At 72.9% G+C, this 17,716-nt stretch carries 16 protein-coding genes; 5 read left to right on the top strand and 11 right to left on the bottom strand.

Translation table 11 applies throughout. The annotated features are described in order from the left end of the window. Positions 1 to 2: 2 nt before the first annotated feature. Positions 3 to 1,418 (top strand): nucleobase:cation symporter-2 family protein, encoded by a 1,416-nt coding sequence (locus ABD269_RS26705; RefSeq protein WP_344121797.1) that lies wholly within the window; start codon positions 3 to 5, stop codon positions 1,416 to 1,418. A 27-nt stretch (positions 1,419 to 1,445) separates the two neighbouring features. Continuing rightward, positions 1,446 to 2,972, top strand: coding sequence for a YfcC family protein (locus tag ABD269_RS26700; RefSeq protein WP_344121795.1), 1,527 nt, complete (start codon positions 1,446 to 1,448; stop codon positions 2,970 to 2,972). 16 nt (positions 2,973 to 2,988) lie between these two features. Here the strand turns inward: ABD269_RS26700 and pqqB are convergent, their stop codons facing one another. The 8 genes from pqqB to ABD269_RS26660 all read right to left on the bottom strand — a co-directional run bounded on the left by pqqB (position 2,989) and on the right by ABD269_RS26660 (position 10,427). Further along, on the bottom strand, positions 2,989 to 3,882 hold the full coding sequence (gene pqqB, locus ABD269_RS26695) for a pyrroloquinoline quinone biosynthesis protein PqqB (protein WP_344121792.1): 894 nt from the start codon (positions 3,880 to 3,882) through the stop codon (positions 2,989 to 2,991). An 18-nt stretch (positions 3,883 to 3,900) separates the two neighbouring features. Then, positions 3,901 to 5,475 (bottom strand): hypothetical protein, encoded by a 1,575-nt coding sequence (locus ABD269_RS26690; RefSeq protein ID WP_344121791.1) that lies wholly within the window; start codon positions 5,473 to 5,475, stop codon positions 3,901 to 3,903. 77 nt (positions 5,476 to 5,552) lie between these two features. Next, on the bottom strand, positions 5,553 to 6,617 hold the full coding sequence (gene pqqE / locus ABD269_RS26685) for a pyrroloquinoline quinone biosynthesis protein PqqE (RefSeq protein WP_344121789.1): 1,065 nt from the start codon (positions 6,615 to 6,617) through the stop codon (positions 5,553 to 5,555). Then, entirely contained in the window at positions 6,610 to 6,936 is a 327-nt protein-coding gene (pqqD, locus tag ABD269_RS26680; protein ID WP_344121786.1) for a pyrroloquinoline quinone biosynthesis peptide chaperone PqqD, read from the bottom strand. The genes pqqE and pqqD overlap by 8 nt, the downstream gene beginning before the upstream one ends. Continuing rightward, complete coding sequence (gene pqqC, locus ABD269_RS26675) at positions 6,933 to 7,631, bottom strand: pyrroloquinoline-quinone synthase PqqC (RefSeq protein ID WP_344121784.1); 699 nt, start codon at positions 7,629 to 7,631, stop codon at positions 6,933 to 6,935. Before pqqC ends, pqqD begins: the two co-directional genes overlap by 4 nt. Next, positions 7,625 to 7,852, bottom strand: a complete 228-nt coding sequence (locus ABD269_RS26670) for a hypothetical protein (protein ID WP_344121782.1) — start codon at positions 7,850 to 7,852, stop codon at positions 7,625 to 7,627. The genes pqqC and ABD269_RS26670 overlap by 7 nt, the downstream gene beginning before the upstream one ends. A gap of 169 nt (positions 7,853 to 8,021) precedes the next feature. Next, entirely contained in the window at positions 8,022 to 9,647 is a 1,626-nt protein-coding gene (gene aceB, locus ABD269_RS26665) for a malate synthase A (protein WP_344121780.1), read from the bottom strand. A gap of 156 nt (positions 9,648 to 9,803) precedes the next feature. After that, a complete protein-coding gene (locus tag ABD269_RS26660) occupies positions 9,804 to 10,427 on the bottom strand; it encodes a nucleotidyltransferase family protein (RefSeq protein ID WP_344121778.1) in 624 nt (207 codons plus the stop codon). A 153-nt stretch (positions 10,428 to 10,580) separates the two neighbouring features. Here ABD269_RS26660 and ABD269_RS26655 point away from each other — a divergent pair, with 153 nt between their 5' ends. Next, positions 10,581 to 11,003, top strand: a complete 423-nt coding sequence (locus tag ABD269_RS26655; RefSeq protein WP_425572976.1) for a DUF5955 family protein — start codon at positions 10,581 to 10,583, stop codon at positions 11,001 to 11,003. Between the two features lie 18 nt (positions 11,004 to 11,021). Here ABD269_RS26655 and ABD269_RS26650 read toward each other — a convergent pair whose 3' ends face one another. Then, the gene (locus tag ABD269_RS26650) at positions 11,022 to 11,801 is read right to left on the bottom strand and encodes an IclR family transcriptional regulator (protein WP_301891522.1); all 780 of its coding nucleotides are present in this window, start codon (positions 11,799 to 11,801) and stop codon (positions 11,022 to 11,024) included. A 258-nt stretch (positions 11,802 to 12,059) separates the two neighbouring features. Here ABD269_RS26650 and allB point away from each other — a divergent pair, with 258 nt between their 5' ends. After that, positions 12,060 to 13,439 (top strand): allantoinase AllB, encoded by a 1,380-nt coding sequence (allB, locus tag ABD269_RS26645; RefSeq protein ID WP_344122093.1) that lies wholly within the window; start codon positions 12,060 to 12,062, stop codon positions 13,437 to 13,439. Further along, complete coding sequence (gene alc, locus ABD269_RS26640; protein WP_344121774.1) at positions 13,436 to 14,521, top strand: allantoicase; 1,086 nt, start codon at positions 13,436 to 13,438, stop codon at positions 14,519 to 14,521. Before allB ends, alc begins: the two co-directional genes overlap by 4 nt. 170 nt (positions 14,522 to 14,691) lie before the next feature. Here the strand turns inward: alc and ABD269_RS26635 are convergent, their stop codons facing one another. Together ABD269_RS26635 and ABD269_RS26630 are read right to left on the bottom strand one after the other, a co-directional pair. Then, on the bottom strand, positions 14,692 to 15,894 hold the full coding sequence (locus ABD269_RS26635; RefSeq protein WP_344121772.1) for a cytochrome P450 family protein: 1,203 nt from the start codon (positions 15,892 to 15,894) through the stop codon (positions 14,692 to 14,694). Between the two features lie 98 nt (positions 15,895 to 15,992). Continuing rightward, positions 15,993 to 17,687: a coagulation factor 5/8 type domain-containing protein gene (locus ABD269_RS26630; protein WP_344122091.1), complete on the bottom strand. Its 1,695-nt coding sequence runs from the start codon at positions 17,685 to 17,687 to the stop codon at positions 15,993 to 15,995. Positions 17,688 to 17,716 lie beyond the last annotated feature (29 nt).

Genomic DNA, 17,716 nt, shown 5'->3' with positions numbered 1-17,716 from the left:
CCGTGGCCACAGTGCCCAGGTTCACCGAGCGAAGCACCGCACCCGACGGTGACGACGTCCACCCGGTCGACCGTCTGCTGCCGCCGGGAAAGCTGATAGCCGGCGGATTCCAGCACGTCGCCGCCAGTTACGCGGGGGTCGTCGCGCCGCCCCTCGTCCTGGGCGCGTACATCGGGCTCTCCCCACTGGAGATCACCTTCCTGGTGGGCGCCGCGCTCTTCACGGCGGGCATCGCGACCCTGCTCCAGACCATCGGGTTCTGGAAGGTCGGGGCCCGGCTGCCGTTCGTCAACGGCGTCTCCTTCGCCGGCGTCGCCCCCATGCTGGCCGTCGCGGACGCCCAGCCGCACAAGCGGGACGCCCTCCCGGTCATCTACGGGGCCGTGATCGTGGCCGGGGTCCTAGGCTTCGTCCTCGCCCCCTACTTCTGCAAACTCATCCGCTTCTTCCCGCCCGTCGTCAGCGGCACCGTCATCACCCTGATAGGCATCACCCTGCTGCCGGTCGCCTTCGGCTGGATCCAGGACGGGCACCCGGAACGGCCCGCCTCGCTCACCGACCTCGGCCTGGCCGGGGCGACCCTGGCCGTCGTCCTCGGCCTGCGCAGACTGCTCAAGGGCTTCCTCCAGCAGATCGCGATCCTGCTCGGCCTGGTCGTCGGCACCCTGATCGCCATTCCCGTCGGCGCCGTCGACTTCTCGCCCGCCGAGCACGCCCGGCTCGTCGGCTTCCCCGGCCCCTTCCACTTCGGCGCCCCGCACTTCGCGGTCTCCGCGATCGTGAGCATGTGCGTACTCATGCTGGTCTGCATGACCGAGAGCACCGCCGACATGCTCGCGCTCGGCGAGGTCGTCGGGCGCGAGGCCGACGAGAAGGTCATCGCGCGCGGTCTGCGCGCCGACACCCTCGGCACCGCCGTCAGCCCCCTCTTCAACGGCTTCGCCAACAGCGCCTTCGCCCAGAACATCGGCCTGGTCGCGATCACCCGGGTGCGCAGCCGCTTCGTCGTCGCGACGTGCGGGCTGATGTTCGTCCTCCTCGGGCTGAGCCCGGTCTTCGCCTCGCTCATCGCGGTGGTGCCCCGGCCGGTGCTCGGCGGCGCGGGCATCGTGCTCTTCGGCAGCGTGGCGGCGAGCGGGGTGAACGTCCTGCTCAAGGCGGGCCTGGACCGGGGCGACAACCTGCTGGTCGCCGCGACGTCGCTGGGTGTCGGCCTGATCCCCGTGGTCTCCCGGACGTTCTACGACAACACGGCGATCCCCTCGACACTGAAGATCATCCTGGACTCCGGGGTCAGCGCCGGCTGTGTGACGGCGGTGGCCCTCAACCTGCTCTTCGGCGGGGCCGGGGAGAAGAACCCCCCGGACACACCCGCCGTCAGCCACCCCCTCGCCCCACCCTCGGAGCAAAATAGGTGAAACCCCTGCAAAGAAAGAGGTTTCGCCGTGGACCAGCCACCCCAAGGCCCTGCCCCCACGGCCGCGGCCCCGGGCCGCAGGAAAATCACCTTCCCCAGTGCCCTCACCGTCCTCGCCATCGTCACGCTCGCCGTCTGGGCCCTCACCTTCGTCATCCCCTCCGGCACCTACCGGCGCAACGACACCGGCAAGCCCCTCCAGGGCACCTACCACCGCGAGGCCGCGCCCGGGGACTTCGTCCACCGCCTCGGTGACCTCTTCCTGTCGCCCGTCAACGGCCTCTACGGCATTCGCGACAGCAAAACCGGCGAGGTCGCCCCGGACGCGGTCGGCGCGCTCTACGGCAGCGCCGGAGTCTTCCTCTTCGTCCTGGCCATCGGCGCGTTCATCACCGTCGTCTTCGCCACCGGCGCCCTGGACCGCGGCATCGAACGGCTCGCCCACCGGCTGCGCGAGCGCGGCGCCCTGCTGATCGCCGGGGTGATGACGGTCTTCTCGCTGCTGGGCACGGTCGAGGGCTTCGCGGAGGAGACCCTCGGCTTCTACGGCCTGATCGTGCCGCTGATGCTGGCCCTCGGCTACGACCGCATGGTCGCCACCGGCACCATCATCCTCGGCGCGGGCGTCGGCGTGCTGGCCTCGACCGTCAACCCCTTCGCCACCGGCGTCGCCTCCTCGGCCGCCGACATCTCGCTCGGCGACGGCATCGCGCTGCGCTTCGCGATGTGGATCGTCCTCACCGCCGTGACCATCGGCTACGTCATCCGCTACGCGCACAAGGTGCGCACCGACCCCGGCCGTTCCCTGGTCGGTTTCCTGCCCGGCGACCGGGAGCTGGCAGCGGCGGCGGAGGAGCCGCCCGAGCTGACGGGCCTGCAGAAGGCCGTGCTCGGCGCGGTCACGCTGGTCTTCGCCTTCATGATCTTCTCGGTGATCCCCTGGGCGAGCGCGCTCACCGGAAAGGCCGACGCGACCCCGTACGGATGGGAACTCGGCTGGTCCTTCGCGCAGTTGGCCGCCCTCTTCCTCGTCGCGGCCGTGCTGATCGGCGTGCTGGCCCGGCTCGGCGAGCAGCAGGTGAGCGCGAAGATCGTCCAGGGCGCGGGCGACTTCATCGCCCCCGCGCTGACCATCGTCCTCGCCCGGGGCGTCACCGTGATCATGAACAACGCGCGCATCACCGACACGGTCCTCCACTCCATCGAAGGTGCCGTCTCTGGAACCCCGGCGGCGCTCTTCGGGGTCATGGTCTACATCGTCAACCTGCCGCTCGCGTTCCTGATCCCCTCGACGTCCGGCCACGCCACCCTCGCGATGCCCATCCTCGCCCCGCTCGCCGACTTCGCGGGGGTCGCCCGCTCGGTGGTGGTCACGGCCTGGGAAGCGGCGAGCGGCGTGATGAACCTCTGGGTGCCGACCACCGCCGTCATCATGGGCGGCGTCGCGCTCGCGAAGGTCGGCTACGACAAATACCTGCGCTTCGTCTGGCCGCTGCTGCTCCTGCTGTCCGTCCTCGTCTGCGGCTTCGTGGCCCTGGGCGCGGTCGCCGGCTGAGCCCGCGCACCGGCGCTCACAGCCGGATGTCCTGCCCGTCCGAGGCCACTTCCACCAGCGCGTCCGCCAGCACGGAACGCTCACGGGAGGCGGGGTCCGCGGCCGGATTGGTGTTGTTCAGGTGGGTGTAGAGGCACCTGATGCCCGTACGGCCCCGCAGCCTGCCCAGCGTTCCGCCGACGCCGCCGATGGGGAGATGGCCCATCGCGCGGGCCCCCGGGCCGTGACCCGTCACCCGCTCCATCTCGTCCTCGCTCCAGAAGGTGCCGTCGAGGATCACGCACCCCACCCCGGACAGGGCGGCGTCCAGTTCCTCGGGCCACCGGGCGAGGGAGGGGGCGTAGACGGCCGCCGCGCCCGTCACGGCGTCGTCGAAGCGGTACGCCACCACCCACGGGCCGGGCCGGGTGGAGCCCGCCGCGTAGCGCGGCCGCTTGTCGCTCACGGGGATCGCGGTGACGCGCAGCCGCCCGTCGTCCAGCCGCAGTTCACCCGCCACCGGCCGCCAGCGCGCCGCGCCGTACGGGGCGAGCAGGCTGCGCAGCGGGAAGTCCTCGGTGAGGGCCGCCGTCACGGCCGCCGGGGCGAAGAGGTCGAGCGCCGCGCCCTCGCGCAGCGCCAGCAGCCCCGCCGTGTGGTCGAGCTCGCCGTCGGTGAGCAGCACGCCGCGCAGCGGGGAGTGCCGGGTGCCGCCGGGCGGGGCGAGACCGGGGGTGGCGAGGATCTGCGTACGGACGTCGGGGGAGGCGTTGACGAGATACCAGGCGTCGGGGGAGGCGCTGACCGCCAGGCACTCCTGGCTCCGCCACACCGCGGGGCCCGCGGCCCGCGCCCGGGAGCAGCCGCGGCAGGCGCAGTTCCACTGGGGCAGCCCGCCGCCAGCCGCGGTGCCCAGGACGCGCAGCCTCATCGCCGGCCCGCCCTCCCGTCAGCCCAGCAGTCCGTACGCGTGGAGCGCGCCGGAGAACGTCGGCACGTACACCTTGCCGGCGGCGACCGTCGGCGGCGCGAACTTCGCGAACATCCCCACGTCGTCGCGGGTGGCGTTCATCTTGCTGTTCCACACCTCCCGGGTCAGGTCGGTCGCCTGGTAGACGCGGAGGACGCCCTCCACCACGGCCTGGTTGGCGTTGTCGCGGTAGGGGTGGGCCGCCCAGACGAGGCCGGTCGCCGGGTCGTCGCCGTGGGCGGAGACGGACAGGAAGCCGCCGGGCATCCCGGGCGACCCGCCGGGCACGCCCCTGGGGTCGGTGGTGGTGCTCGTCGACGCGGGGGCCGTTTGGAGCGTGCCGCCGGTGAAGCGGTAGGCCCGCAGGAAGGCGTTCTCCGGCCAGACGTACACCCAGGGCCCGCCGCCGCGGAAGTTCCAGTGCACCGCCCCGCCGTGGATGTGATGGGTGTTTTTATCCGGTGTCACCACGAAGAAGCTCTGCACGATCTGGCTGTCCGAACCGGCGTGGAAATGGCCCATGTTGCCGGTGTCCAGCAGATAGAACTTGCCTTCCTTGCCGCCGCCCAGCAACAGCCGGGTGCCCGGGATCAGCAGCGGCCCGGCCGAACCCAGGTCGGCGTCGGCGGCGTCCAGGGCCGCGTTGTTGAAGGGGGAGAACCAGTCCGCGAGCGTGAGGCCGGGGGTCAGCTTGACGACGGCGTCCCCGAGCTCCGAACCGTCCGGACGGAAGCCGCCGTTGCCGGTCATGAAGTAGAGATTCCCCTGGTCGTCGACGCCCAGGCCCTGGCCCGCCTGCCAGATGCCGCCCCGCTGGGTGGCGGGCGTGGTCACGTACACCCCCGTGCGCCGCAGGTCGCCGGCGTCGAAGCCGAACACCCAGCCGTGGTACGGGTCCTGGTCGCCGTAGGCGGCGAACGCGACGTACACCCGGCCGCCCGCCAGGGTCAGCGCGGCGCGCTGGATCTGCCGGTTGCTGGTGAAGGTCAGCTTCCCCTGGGCGCTGCCGTCACCCGTGCCGGGCACCGTGGCGGTGATCCGCACCGGCCCGCCCAGGGCCTCCCGGCCGGTGGACAGGTCCAGCGCGTGCAGGGTGTGGTGGTACGCGCCCTGCTCCTTGGTGAAGGCGACGACGTACAGGACGTGCCGCTCCACGTCGATGACCGGCGTGCCGACCACCCCCACCTCGACCGAGATGTCGCGGTACCCCGGCGGCCCCACGTTCGCGTCGGGCAGGGTGACGGAGGGGCCGAGGGAGGCGTGCCACAGGGGTGCGGAGGCCGCCGGGTCGTCGGCGTCGAAGGCGTAGACGCTGTTGTGCATCGTCGCCGTGAAGACGACATTGCGCGGTCCGTGGCCCTCGATCGGGCACTGGGCGAGATAGAGCGGCTGGGCGTAGATCTGACCGTCCACCGGGCGGCTGAAGAGCTTGCCGAAGGTGTCCGGACGGACGTTTCCCGGGTGGAGCGCCGTCTCCAGCAGATTCGCGCCCGTGCGGCGGTTGTCGTTGTGCTGGGTCGTGACCGACACCCCGTCCGGTGGCAGCGGGTTCATGGCGTCGCCTCCTGCGGGGGCCGGGTGGTGGGTGCGGGCGTACGGCGGCGGGTACGGGGGACGGGCAGCGGGCGGGATCAGCCGCGGGGGAGTGCGGCGCCGGGTATGGCCTCGGCGTCGCGGACGATGTCGCGCACCAGCGCGTGGTGCGGGGAGAGCGCACAGGCGGGGTCGGTGGCCGCGGCGTCACCGGTCAGCTGGAACGCCTGGCAGCGGCAGCCACCGTGATCGATCTCCTTGCGCGGACAACTGCGGCACGGCTCCCGCATCCACTCCGTGCCGCGGAAGAGGTTGAACGCCTCGGAGCGGAACCAGATGTCGGCGAGCCCTGCCCGCCGGACGTTCGGCACGACCAGCCCGGGGATCCGCCCCGCCGCCGAGCACGGCAGCGCATCGCCGTTGGGCGCGACGGTCAGCTGGCGGCCGCCCCAGCCGTGCATACAGGGCTTGGGCACCCCGTCGTGCAGGTCGGACACCACATAGACGATCTCCAGCCGCCCCGCGTGCCGCTCCCGCGCGGCGCGGACCACGGACTCGGCGTCTGTGAGCTGCTCGCGCGTGGGCAGCAGGGCCCGGCGGTTGAGCAGCGCCCAGCCGTAATACTGCGCGTTGGCCAGCTCCAGCCGGTCGGCCCGCAGCCGCACGGCCAGCTCGACCAGCGCCCCGGCGCGCCCGATATTGGCGCGGTGCAGCACGGCGTTGAGCGTCAGCGGCAGGCCCGCGTCCTTGACGAGCGCGGCCGCGGCGAGCTTCCGCCGGTGCACCGGACGGCCCGCGAGGGCGTCCGCCTCCGGGGCGTCGGAGCTCTGCACACTGATCTGCACATGGTCGAGCCCCGCGGCGGTCAGGGCCGACAGCCGGGCCGCGGTGAGGCCCTGGCCGCCGGTGATCAGGCTGGTGTAGAGACCGAGGCCGTGCGCGTGCGCGAGGATCCCGGCCAGATCCCGCCGCACCAGGGGCTCCCCGCCGGACAGATGCACCTGGAGCACCCCGAGCTCACGGGCCTCGGCCAGCACCCGCCGCCACTGGGACAGCGTCAACTCGTCCGCGTACGCGTCGAGTTCCACGGGGTTGGAGCAGTACGCGCAGCGCAGCGGGCAGCGGTACGTCAGCTCGGCGAGCAACCCCAGCGGCCTATCCACCGCTGCGCTCCGGGGGACCGGGGGAGGGCTCGATCAGCCGCCGCCGCGCCAGCTCCGCGAGGAAGGCCCGGACCTCCCCGGCGGGCACTGACGCATAGGTCCTCTCCAGGGCGCCGGTGAGGGCGTGCTCGTCGGTGGCGCCGTCGCACAGCGCCAGCACGGCCGCGCCCGTCTCGTTGAGCACCAGGACACCCTCCGGGTGCAGCAGCACGCCGGTGTCCCGGACGGCGTCGTGGCCGAGCCGCACGCCACCGCGCAGCCGCCACCGGACCCCGGTGCCCGCCGTGGGCCCCGCCGCCCCGGCACCGCCCGGCCTCACCGGGCCCGGCCCGCGTGCTCGAGGGCGTCGAGGATGCTCCACAGCACATCGCACTTGAACGCCAGCGCGGCCAGGGCCGCCTGCTGCCGCTCCCGGGTCGTGCAGTGGGCGAGGACCAGCTCCAGGGCGTGCCGGGCGTCGCAGGTGGCCGCGGCGGGGCGCTCGGCGAAATAGGCGTGGCCGGACGTGGCGACCCAGGGATAGTGCGTGCGCAGCGCGGCGAGACGCTCGCGCATCAGGTCGGGTGAGAACAGCTCGGTGAGCGAGGAGGCGACGGCCTCGGTCCACGGGCGGGTCCGGGCGAAGGCCACATAGGAGTCGGTGGCGAAGCGGACGCCGGGGAGCACATGGCGCTCGTCCAGCACCTCCGAGCGGCTCAGGCCCGCGGCCTCGGCGAGGTCGAGCCACTGGGCGTGACCGCCGTGCCGGTCGTCGGTGCCGTCCTGATAGAGGACCCGCTGCACCCAGCGGCGGCGCACCTCGGCGTCCGGGCAGTTGGCGACGACGGCAGCGTCCTTCTGCGGCAGGCACTTCTGGTAATACCAGCGGTTGGCGATCCACTGCCGCAGCTCCTGGCGGCTCAGCTCACCGCGGTGCAGGCGCAGGTGCAGCGGGTGTTTGTGCCAGTAGCGGTCGGAGTGGGCGCGCAGCGCGGTCGTGAATTCCTCCGCGCTCCAGGCGGTGGTCATCACCATCGCCCGGCGTAGGCCGTGACCTCTTGACCGAGCTCGATGTCCGCGAAGGCGAGCGGCAGCCAGGGCCGGAGCGCGGGCCCGCCGGGGCTCTCGCGGTGTGCGGTGGAGCCCTGCCGCGCCGTGCCGGCGCGGGGGACCGCCGTCGTCGGACCGGGGCCGGAGGCCGGGCCCGACGATCGCGCAACGGGACGGGGGCTGCTGGTCGTTGCCGCTTCGGCCATGGTGGCTCCCCCGTCGTCCGCGAGTGCAGGGCGACCGGCGGGTGTGCCCTGCTCCCTTCCAGGGTGAGCCAGGGCACACATGAGCCACAATCACTGAATCGGGTGAACAATCATCCAATCACCCGTCACATACGGCTGTTTCGCCACTCGGGCCAGGGCTCTCCCGCCCTCAGGCCCGCCGGTCGAGCAGCTCGTACGCGGGCAGCGTGAGGAACTCCGTGTAGTCCTCGTCCAGGGCGACCTTCAGCAGCAGGTCGTGGGCCTGCTGCCACCGGCCCGCGGCGAAGGCCTCCTCCCCGGCCTCGGCGCGGATCGCGGCGAGCTCCTCGGCGGCCACCCGGCGGGCCAGTTCCGCGGTGGCCTTCTCGCCGTTGCCGAACACCACCCCGGCGTTGATCCACTGCCAGATCTGCGAGCGGGAGATCTCGGCGGTGGCCGCGTCCTCCATGAGGTGGAAGATGGCGACGGCGCCCGAGCCGCGCAGCCACGCCTCGATGTAGCGGATGCCGACCGCCACCGCGTTGCGCAGCCCCTCGTACGTCGGCTTCGCCTCCAGCGAGTCGACCGCGATGAGCTCGGCGGCCGTGACCTGTACGTCCTCGCGCAGCCGGTCCTTCTGGTGCGGCCGGTCGCCGAGCACCGCGTCGAACGAGGCCCGCGCGACCGGCACCAGGTCGGGGTGGGCGACCCACGAGCCGTCGAAGCCGTCGCGCGCCTCGCGGTCCTTGTCGGCGCGGACCTTCTCGAACGCCGCCTTGTTGACCTCGGGGTCCTTGCGGGAGGGGATGAAGGCCGCCATGCCGCCGACGGCGTGCGCCCCGCGCCGGTGGCACGTGCGCACCAGCAGCTCGGTGTACGCGCGCATGAACGGCGCCGTCATCGTCACGGCGTTGCGGTCGGGCAGGACGAAGCGCGGCCCGGCGTCGCGGAAGTTCTTGACGATCGAGAACAGGTAGTCCCAGCGCCCCGCGTTCAGCCCCGAGGCGTGCTCGCGCAGTTCGAAGAGGATCTCCTCCATCTCGTACGCGGCCGTGATCGTCTCGATCAGGACGGTGGCGCGGACCGTGCCCCTGGGGATGCCGATGTGGTCCTGGGCGAAGACGAAGACGTCGTTCCAGAGGCGGGCCTCCAGGTGCGACTCGGTCTTGGGGAGGTAGAAGTACGGGCCCTTGCCGAGGTCGGTCAGGCGCCGGGCGTTGTGGAAGAAGTAGAGGCCGAAATCGACCAGGGCGCCGGGGACGGGGCGGCCGTCGACGGTGAGGTGGCGCTCGTCCAGGTGCCAGCCGCGCGGGCGGACCACGACGGTGGCGAGCTCCTCGGCGGGCCGGAGCGCGTACGCCTTGCCGCGGTCGTCGGTGAAGTCGATGCGGCGCTCGAAGGCGTCGGTCAGGTTGAGCTGGCCCCCTACGACGTTCTCCCAGGTGGGCGCCGAGGCGTCCTCGAAGTCGGCGAGCCAGATCCGCGCCCCGGAGTTGAGCGCGTTGACGGTCATCTTGCGGTCGGTCGGGCCGGTGATCTCGACCCGCCGGTCCTGGAGCGCCGCCGGGGCGGGCGCCACGCGCCAGCTGTCGTCCTCCCGGATCCCGGCGGTCTCGGGCAGGAAGTCCAGGGTGGCGCTCCGCGCGATCTCCGCGCGGCGTGCGGCGCGGCGGGCGAGCAGTTCGTCGCGCCGCGGCGTGAACCGGCTGTGCAGTGCGCCGACGAAGGCGAGCGCCTCCTCCGTCAGTACCTCTGCCTGCCGCTCCACGGGCGGGGCGTCGACGATGACCGGCGAGGACGGCGCTGGTGCGGACATGGACTGTCACTCCTTCAGCGAGGACGGCACGCAGTGCCGCACGAATCCTGATCAAATGGAGAATAGTTTTCTCATGGTGGAAGTTCAATGGGGCGTGGTGGCGCCCGGTGCCAGGCCCCGCGCCCCCGGAATCCCGCGCCCCGCACCCGCCGACCCTCAGTCCAGGAGCCGCAGATCGTCCGGGGTGTCGACGTCGTCCGGCGCCGCGACGTCCGCGCACTCCACCAGCGTCACCTCCGCGGCGTGCTCGCGCAGATACGCGCGGGCGCCCCGGTCGCCTGCGGCCGAACGCGCCACGCCCGCCCAGTGCTCGCGCGCGAACAGCACCGGATGGCCGCGCTCGCCCCCGTACGCGGCCGCGGCCAGCCCCGCGCCCGCCCGGTGCGCGGCCACCAGCCGGGCCACCGCCTCCGCCCCCACGCGCGGCTGGTCCACGAGCGTCACCAGCACCGCCGAGGCGTCCGTCGGGGCCAGCGCCGCGAGCCCGGCCCGCAGCGAGGACCCCATGCCGTCGGCCCAGTCGGGGTTGTCCACCAGGACACAGCCGGGCAGTTCGGCCCGGTTCCGCACATCCGCCGCGCCCGCGCCCAGCACTACGTACCGTGGTACGCAGCCGCCGTCCCGCAGCACCCGGGCCGCGAACTCCACCAGCGGCCTGCCCCGGTGGCCGAGCAGCGCCTTGGGCCGGCCGCCCAGCCGCCGCCCGCCTCCCGCGGCCAGCAGCAGCCCGGCGACGGGTGCCGCCCCGGGTGCATATGTCGTATCCGTGATCCGCGTCATGGACCCTGCATACCGCATCCGTTCGCCCTGTCGGGCGGAGGCCGCCTCGTCACCCGTGCGTGCGGAGTACGGACTTAATTTCGCTGTGCGTATAGCGCGCTGTACGGAAAGTGCGTTAACTGATCGGCGCGAGCGCGTGGGAGGGGGAGTGTCGTGGCGGAAGGCGCCGTTGTGGTGGAAGAGGAGAGAGTGGACCGCGTCGGTCAGGACCCTAGGGTGGACGCGTTGAGGGACGCGGTGTCCCGGCTGCGCCGGGCGCTCGCGGCACACCCGGCCCGGTTACCCGACCGGGACGCCGCCGAGGACGAACTGGCCGCGCTCGACGCCATGGCGCGCGGGGGCGAACCCGAAGTGCCCCGGCTGCGCCGCTCCCTGCTGCTGGTCGCGGGCGCCGTCGGCTCCGTCAGCGCCCTGGCGGCGGCTCTCGCCGAACTCCGCGCCGCGGTCGACCGGTTCGGCGGTGCGCGGGTGCCGGAGCAGGGCCCGGGAAGACCCCTGGACGAGGCCGCGCGCGGCGCCCCGGAAGAGGGCGCGCAGCGGGTCCCGAGCCCCCGGGAAGCCCCCGGCGGGGACTGAGGGCGTCGCCGGCCGGGGTCAGGCAGTGGCCGCCAGCGCCAGCGACAGCTCCGCGGCTACCTCCTGGAGCAGCGGCACGATCTTCTCCGTGGCCGCGTCCGTGACCCGGCCCGCCGGGCCCGAGATGGAGATGGCCGCGGACGTGGGGGAATTGGGCACCGGCACCGCCAGGCAGCGGACGCCGATCTCCTGCTCGTTGTCGTCCACCGCGTAACCCGACTCGCGCACCCGCGCCAGCGCCTCCAGGAAGACGTCCGGAGTGGTGATCGTCTTCTCGGTCGCGGCGGGCATGCCCGTACGGGCCAGCAGCGCCCGCACCTCGTCGTCCGGGCTCTGGGCGAGCAGCGCCTTGCCGACGCCCGTGGTGTGCGGCAGCACCCGGCGGCCCACCTCGGTGAACATCCGCACCGAGTGCCGGGACGGCACCTGCGCCACATAGACGACCTCGTCGCCGTCGAGCAGCGCCATGTTCGCCGTCTCGCCCGTCTCCTCGACCAGCCGGGCCAGGTGCGGGCGGGCCCAGGTGCCGAGCAGCCGGGACGCGCTCTCGCCGAGCCGGATCAGCCGCGGGCCGAGCGAATACCGCCGATTGGGCTGCTGGCGCACATAACCGCAGGCCACCAGCGTGCGCATCAGCCGGTGGATGGTCGGCAGCGGCAGCCCGCTGGTCGTCGACAGCTCGCTCAGCCCGACCTCGCCACCGGCGTCGGCCATGCGCTCCAGCAGATCGAAGGCGCGCTCCAGTGACTGGACACCGCCACTGGTCGAGGCGGTTCGGGGGTCGGCGGGCGAGGGCACGTCTGGGTCCTTCCGGTACAGGGGTGGCAGAAGCCTACCGGGACATCGGGGGCTTTACGCCCCGCCTTCCACAATTTGAAAACCGACTTCTGGTGCATGAAATGCGCAAGGGGTCGAGGGGTCTTGACGGGTACGGGACACGGCTGAAGACTGCGTGCACCGCGGTTCAACAGAACGTTGAAATTTCGGCTCGAAGGGCCCGAAAGGCCCGCCGGAGGAGGGTGCGTGCGCGTGGCCGCAACCGATGCGAGGGTCCCGGTGGCACCGGTGGAGCTGGTACTGCGCTCCACGCGCGTCGTCACCCCGGAGGGCGTCCGGCCCGCCTCCGTCACCGTCGCCGACGGCCGGATCGAGGCTGTCCTCCCGTACGAGACCGACCTGCCGTACGGGACCGGACCCACGCCGGGCCCGGCGTACGGGACCGGGGCCGTCGTCGAGGATCTCGGTGACGACGTCCTGCTCCCCGGCCTCGTCGACACTCATGTGCACATCAACGACCCCGGCCGCGCCGAGTGGGAGGGGTTCGCGACCGCGACCCGGGCGGCCGCCGCCGGTGGCATCACCACCCTCGTCGACATGCCCCTCAACAGCCTCCCGCCCACCACCACCCTCGAACACCTGCGGACCAAACAGGGCGTCGCGCGCGACAAGGCCCACGTCGACCTCGGCTTCTGGGGCGGCGCCCTGCCCGGCAACCTCGCGGACCTGCGGCCCCTGCACGACGCCGGGGTCTTCGGCTTCAAGGCGTTCCTCTCGCCCTCCGGCGTCGAGGAGTTCCCCTCGCTCGGCCCCGGTGACCTGGAAGCGGTCGCGGCCCGGATCGCTGCCCTCGACGGACTGCTGATCGTCCACGCCGAGGACCCCGGTCACCTGCTACGCGCCCCGCAACCGGAGGGCCCGCGCTACTCCGGCTTCCTCGCCTCACGCCCCCGCGCCGCCGAGAACGAGGCGATAGCCCGGCTGATATCCGTCGCCCGCCGACTGGGCACCCGCGTCCACATCCTGCACCTGTCCTCGTCCGACGCCCTGCCGATGATCGCCGCGGCCAAGGCCGACGGGGTGCGGGTCACCGTCGAGACCTGCCCGCACTTCCTCACCCTCACCGCCGAGGAAGTCCCCGACGGCGCCACCGAGTTCAAGTGCTGCCCGCCGATACGCGAGGCCGCCAACCGGGACGCCCTGTGGGCCGCGCTCGCCGACGGCACCATCGACTGCGTCGTCTCCGACCACTCGCCCTGCACCACCGACCTCAAGGTCCCCGACTTCGGACGCGCGTGGGGCGGGATCTCCTCCCTCCAACTGGGCCTGCCCGCCGTCTGGACCGAGGCCAGGCGGCGTGGCCACACCCTCCACGACATCGCCCGCTGGATGTCCGGCGGCCCCGCAGCCCTCGCCGGCCTCGACGACAAGGGCGCCATCGAGGCGGGCCGCCACGCCGACTTCGCCGTGCTCGCCCCCGACGAGACCTTCACGGTCGACCCGGCCGCGCTCCACCACCGCAACCACGTCACCGCCTACGCCGGGAAGACCCTGCACGGCGTCGTACGGGCCGCCTGGCTGCGCGGCCGCCGGATCACCGGCCACGGCGGCCCCACCGAGCCCACCGGCCTCCTCCTCGAAAGGCAGCGCAGCACATGAACGGCACCCCTGCGGACATACCCTCGTTCACCGGCGACGCGAACCCCTACGCGGGCGGCGACCCGTACGCCGACTACCGCACCGCGGCCTTCCCCTTCGACCAATTCCCCGACCTCGCCGACCGGCGGCTGGGCGCCGGGGTGATCGCCGCCAACGACGAGTTCTTCGCCGAGCGGGAGAACCTCCTCAAGCCCGGCGCCGCGCACTTCGACCCCGAACACTTCGGCCACAAGGGCAAGATCATGGACGGCTGGGAGACCCGCCGCCGCCGCGGCGCCTCCGCCGACACCCCGCACCCGGCCGACGACGACCACGACTGGGCACTCGTCCGGCTCGGGGCACCCGGGATCATCCACGGAATCGTCGTCGACACCGCCCACTTCCGCGGCAACCACCCGCAGGCCGTCGGCGTCGAGGCCACCGCCCTGCCCGGCACACCCTCACCGGAGGAACTGCTCGCCGACGACGTGAAGTGGACGGTCCTCGTCCCCCGCACGCCCGTCGGCGGCCACGCCGCCAACGGCTTCGTCGTCCACCGCCCGGAGCGCTTCACCCATGTGAGGCTCAGTCAGTACCCCGACGGCGGCGTCGCCCGCCTCCGCGTCCACGGCGAATCCGTACCCGACCTGGTCTGGCTCGCCGCCCTCGGCACCTTCGACCTCGCCGCGCTGGAGAACGGCGGCCACGTCGAGGACGCCTCCGACCGCTTCTACTCCTCCCCCTTCCACACCATCCACCCCGGCCGGTCGCACCGCATGGACGACGGCTGGGAGACGCGACGCCGCCGCGACCACGGACACGACTGGGTGCGCTACCGCCTCACCGGGCGCTCCGAGCTGCGGGCGGTGGAGATCGACACGGGGTGCTACAAGGGGAATTCGGCGGGGTGGGCGACGGTGTCGGTGCTCGATGCCGCGAACTCCTCCGGGTGGAGGGAGGTCGTGCCTCGGACGCGGCTTGAGCCTGATGCGGTGCATCGGTTCGTGCTGCCTGAGCCTGTGGTGGCGACGCATGTCCGCCTCGACATCCACCCCGACGGGGGCGTGGCGCGGCTACGGGTGCACGGCTCGCTGGCGTCTTGATTTCCCCAGCCCCGCCCCTTCCCGAAACTGGGGGGCAAGCCCCCAGACCCCCCGGGGTGCGCAATTTCAGCCCGTGGGGGCACCTCCCAGCGGTAGCTGGGGGAGTTTGAGGACGCGCCCGCAGGGCGCTCCGCCGCAGGCGCAACGGACCTACACCTCAAGGCCGTCGATCAGAACCGCACGGGAACCCACCGCGGCCCCCGAATAAGCATGCCCTCCCGCCAGGCCAAAGCCCCCGGATGCACATCCAGCGCCAGTTCCGGGAAGCGCTCCAGCAGCGACCGGATCGCGATCCGTGCCTCCAGGCGGGCCAGCGGCGCGCCCAGGCAGTAGTGGATGCCGTGCCCGAAGGCGACGTGGCCGCGGGCGTCGCGGCGGATGTCGAAGCGGTGCGGCTCCGGGAAGCGGGCGGGGTCGCGGTCCGCGTCGGCGAGGACGGGCAGGACGAGCGCGCCGCCGCCCGGGATGCTCACGCCGCCGATCTCCACCGGCTCGGTGGTGAAGCGGTAGGTCGGCGTCTCCACCGGCCCGTCGTAGCGCAGCATCTCCTCGATCGCGTTCTCCAGCAGGCCGGGGTCGGCGCGCAGCTCCGCCAGCTGGTCGGGGTGCTGGAGGAGGGCCAGGACGCCGTTGGATATCAGGTTCACGGTCGTCTCGTGCCCGGCGACGAGCAGGAGCCAGGCCATGCCGAGGAGTTCGTCGGACGAGAGCCGGTCGCCGTCCTCGTCGGTGGTGCGGATCAGCGCGCTCAGCAGGTCGTCGCCGGGCTCCTCGCGCTTGGCGGCGACGAGCTCGGCGAGGTAGGCGCCGCCCGCGCTCGACGCGACGGCCTTCTCCTCCAGCGGCGCGGACCCCACCGCGATGTCGGACCAGGCGCGGAACGCCTCCCGGTCGAGGGAGGGCACGCCCAGCAGCTCGCAGATGACGCCCATGGGCAGCGGGAACGACAGGGCGTCGACGAGGTCGGTGCGGCGGTCGGGGACCGCGGCCATCGCGTCGAGCAGTTCGTCCGTCATCCGCTGCACCTGAGGGGCCATCGACTCGACGCGCCTGGGGGTGAACTCCTTGGTGACGAGCTTGCGCAGCCGGGTGTGGTGCGGGGCGTCCTGGATCAGCATGTGCGGACCCGGGGCCACGGCGATGAGCCCGACGTCACCGGCGGCCGCCTGCCAGTCCTTCGACAGCCGTGGGTCGTTGAGCGTCGCGCGCACCTCGTCGTAGCCGACGACGAGCCAGGCCTCCGCGCCTTCGGGCATCCACACCCGGTGCACGGGGCCGATCGCGCGCAGTTCGGCGTAGACGCGGTACGGGTCTCTGGCGAACTCCTGCCCCATCGCCGCCAGATCGACTATCTCGCTGGTGTCCGTACTCATGGTTGCCCCTTCAAGTCGCCCAAGATCGCCACAGTACTCCGGGTGGTCAAGGCCCGGACAGGGTAGTGCCGTTGGCGGGCGTGGGACCCTGCGGACCGTCAGGGATAGGAGCGCAGATACGCCACATTCGTGGTCGCGTCGGACGGCCCGCCGGTGTCGTTGACGATGTGGCGGATGGTGCCCGTGCCGCCGAGCGAGACCGTGACCAGGTCGTGGAAGCGCACCCCGGGCCGCCGGGGCGCCGCGAAGGCCCGGTCGGCCACCACGCGCGGATCGGCGGTGAAGTGGCCGTAACTGCCCATCCCCCAGCCCTCGTGGCGCGTCACCCGGCCGCCGATCTCGTAGGCGGGGTACCCCTTGGTGGCACCGTGCCTCCAGGCGGCCTGGGAGGGCGGGTCGTAGGGCAGCTCGTTCTGGAAGAAGTACGTGCGGCCGTCCTCGCCGTTCCAGACGGTCTGCCGGCGCTGGTAGTGCTCGACGAACAGCCCGTACATCGTGACGCGGTCACCGTTCACGACCAGGCCCTCGGCTGCGGTGTTGGCGGCCCAGCCGACGCCGGCGCCGTGGTCGGCGCGCCACAGCCACAGGTCGTCGCCGATGACGTCCGAGCTGTTGACGACGAGGGTACGGACCGCCTTGCCGACGCCCGTGCCACCGATGCGGAAGAACACGTCGTGGAGCGAGACGGGGTCGCGATCGTGCCGCCGGCGGGCGCCGGGCGGGCCGATCTCCATCAGGGCGGGCGAGGCGACGGGACCGGCGTCGACGAGCAGGCCGGCGATGCGGACGCCGTCCACGTCGGCGACGGACAGGGCGGTCGCGCCGCGGTCGGGGACGAGGGTCGCGAGCCCCAGGCCGAGGACGACCGTGCCGGGACGGGTGATCCGCAGCGTCCGGTCGAGGTGATGGACGCCGGGGGTGAACAGCAGGTCCTTGCCGCGCGCGAGCGCCGCCTGGATCCGCCCGGCGGGCGTCCCCGGCCGGACGACGAGAAACCGGTCGAGCGGACGCGAGGCCCCCGGCTGCCGGGCGCCGCGTTCCCAGGTGGTGCCCGAGGTGGCGGTGCGCAGCGCGGGCACGAAGACGCGGTAGGCGCCCACGCGGTCGACGTAGAGGAACGGCTTCTCGCGTACGCGGGGTGTCCGGTCGACCCGGGTGTAGGGCGGGTGGGGGAAGGTGCCCGCGGGGGCGTTCCGTACGCCCACGAACACCATGTTCCACGTGCCGCCGGTCCAGCCGCCGAAGCGGCTGTCGCGGGACAGCCACTGCTGCTGGGTGCCCGAGCGCACCTGCCCGTCGATCCGCGAGTCGGCGAGGAAGCCGCCGCTGGCCCAGCCCCCGTCGTCGAGCCGCAGGTCGCCGCGCAGATGCATCCGGCGGTACGGGGCGGCCTGGGACACCGCCCAGCGGTCGGCGCCGGAGGCGGGGGTGACGGAGAGGTTCTCGGCCCCGCGCCAGAAGTTCTGGGTGGCGTTGCCCTGGAACCAGTCGGCCTCCGCGTGCACGGCACCCCGGATCGTGACGTCGTCGGGCGACATCCCCAGGCCCGCGACCTGGGTGGAGAACCCGACGTTGACGTCGACGTCATAGGCGCCCGGTTTGAACAGCAGCGCCTGCCGGGCGGGCCCGAACTGGTTGCGCTCCTGCTGCCGGAAGACCTCGTCCACCTTCCGCTGGATCACGGCCCTGGGCATGCCGGGGTCGAGGACGGTGACGTTCGGGCCGAGGTCGGGGACGGCCGGCGGGGCCGCGGAGGGGGCCTGGGAGAGGGCGAGGCAGGCGGCGCCTGCCATCGCGGTGATCAGGACGCGTACGGACCGGG

The organism is Streptomyces blastmyceticus (assembly GCF_039521185.1).
Lineage (GTDB): Bacteria > Actinomycetota > Actinomycetes > Streptomycetales > Streptomycetaceae > Streptomyces > Streptomyces blastmyceticus.
The sequence above is the reverse complement of the archived record's forward strand: the minus strand, read 5'-3'. Positions and strand labels throughout refer to the sequence as shown.

Bases quoted from the DNA above. Each gene is read 5' to 3' on its own strand.
- pqqC (WP_344121784.1), bottom strand. From the start codon at position 7,631: ATGGTGATGACCACCGCCTGGAGCGCGGAGGAATTCACGACCGCGCTG.
- pqqB (WP_344121792.1), bottom strand. From the start codon at position 3,882: ATGAGGCTGCGCGTCCTGGGCACCGCGGCTGGCGGCGGGCTGCCCCAG.
- alc (WP_344121774.1), top strand. From the start codon at position 13,436: ATGAACGGCACCCCTGCGGACATACCCTCGTTCACCGGCGACGCGAAC.
- ABD269_RS26630 (WP_344122091.1), bottom strand. From the start codon at position 17,687: ATGGCAGGCGCCGCCTGCCTCGCCCTCTCCCAGGCCCCCTCCGCGGCC.
- ABD269_RS26660 (WP_344121778.1), bottom strand. From the start codon at position 10,427: ATGACGCGGATCACGGATACGACATATGCACCCGGGGCGGCACCCGTC.
- ABD269_RS26690 (WP_344121791.1), bottom strand. From the start codon at position 5,475: ATGAACCCGCTGCCACCGGACGGGGTGTCGGTCACGACCCAGCACAAC.
- ABD269_RS26670 (WP_344121782.1), bottom strand. From the start codon at position 7,852: ATGGCCGAAGCGGCAACGACCAGCAGCCCCCGTCCCGTTGCGCGATCG.
- aceB (WP_344121780.1), bottom strand. From the start codon at position 9,647: ATGTCCGCACCAGCGCCGTCCTCGCCGGTCATCGTCGACGCCCCGCCC.
- ABD269_RS26635 (WP_344121772.1), bottom strand. From the start codon at position 15,894: ATGAGTACGGACACCAGCGAGATAGTCGATCTGGCGGCGATGGGGCAG.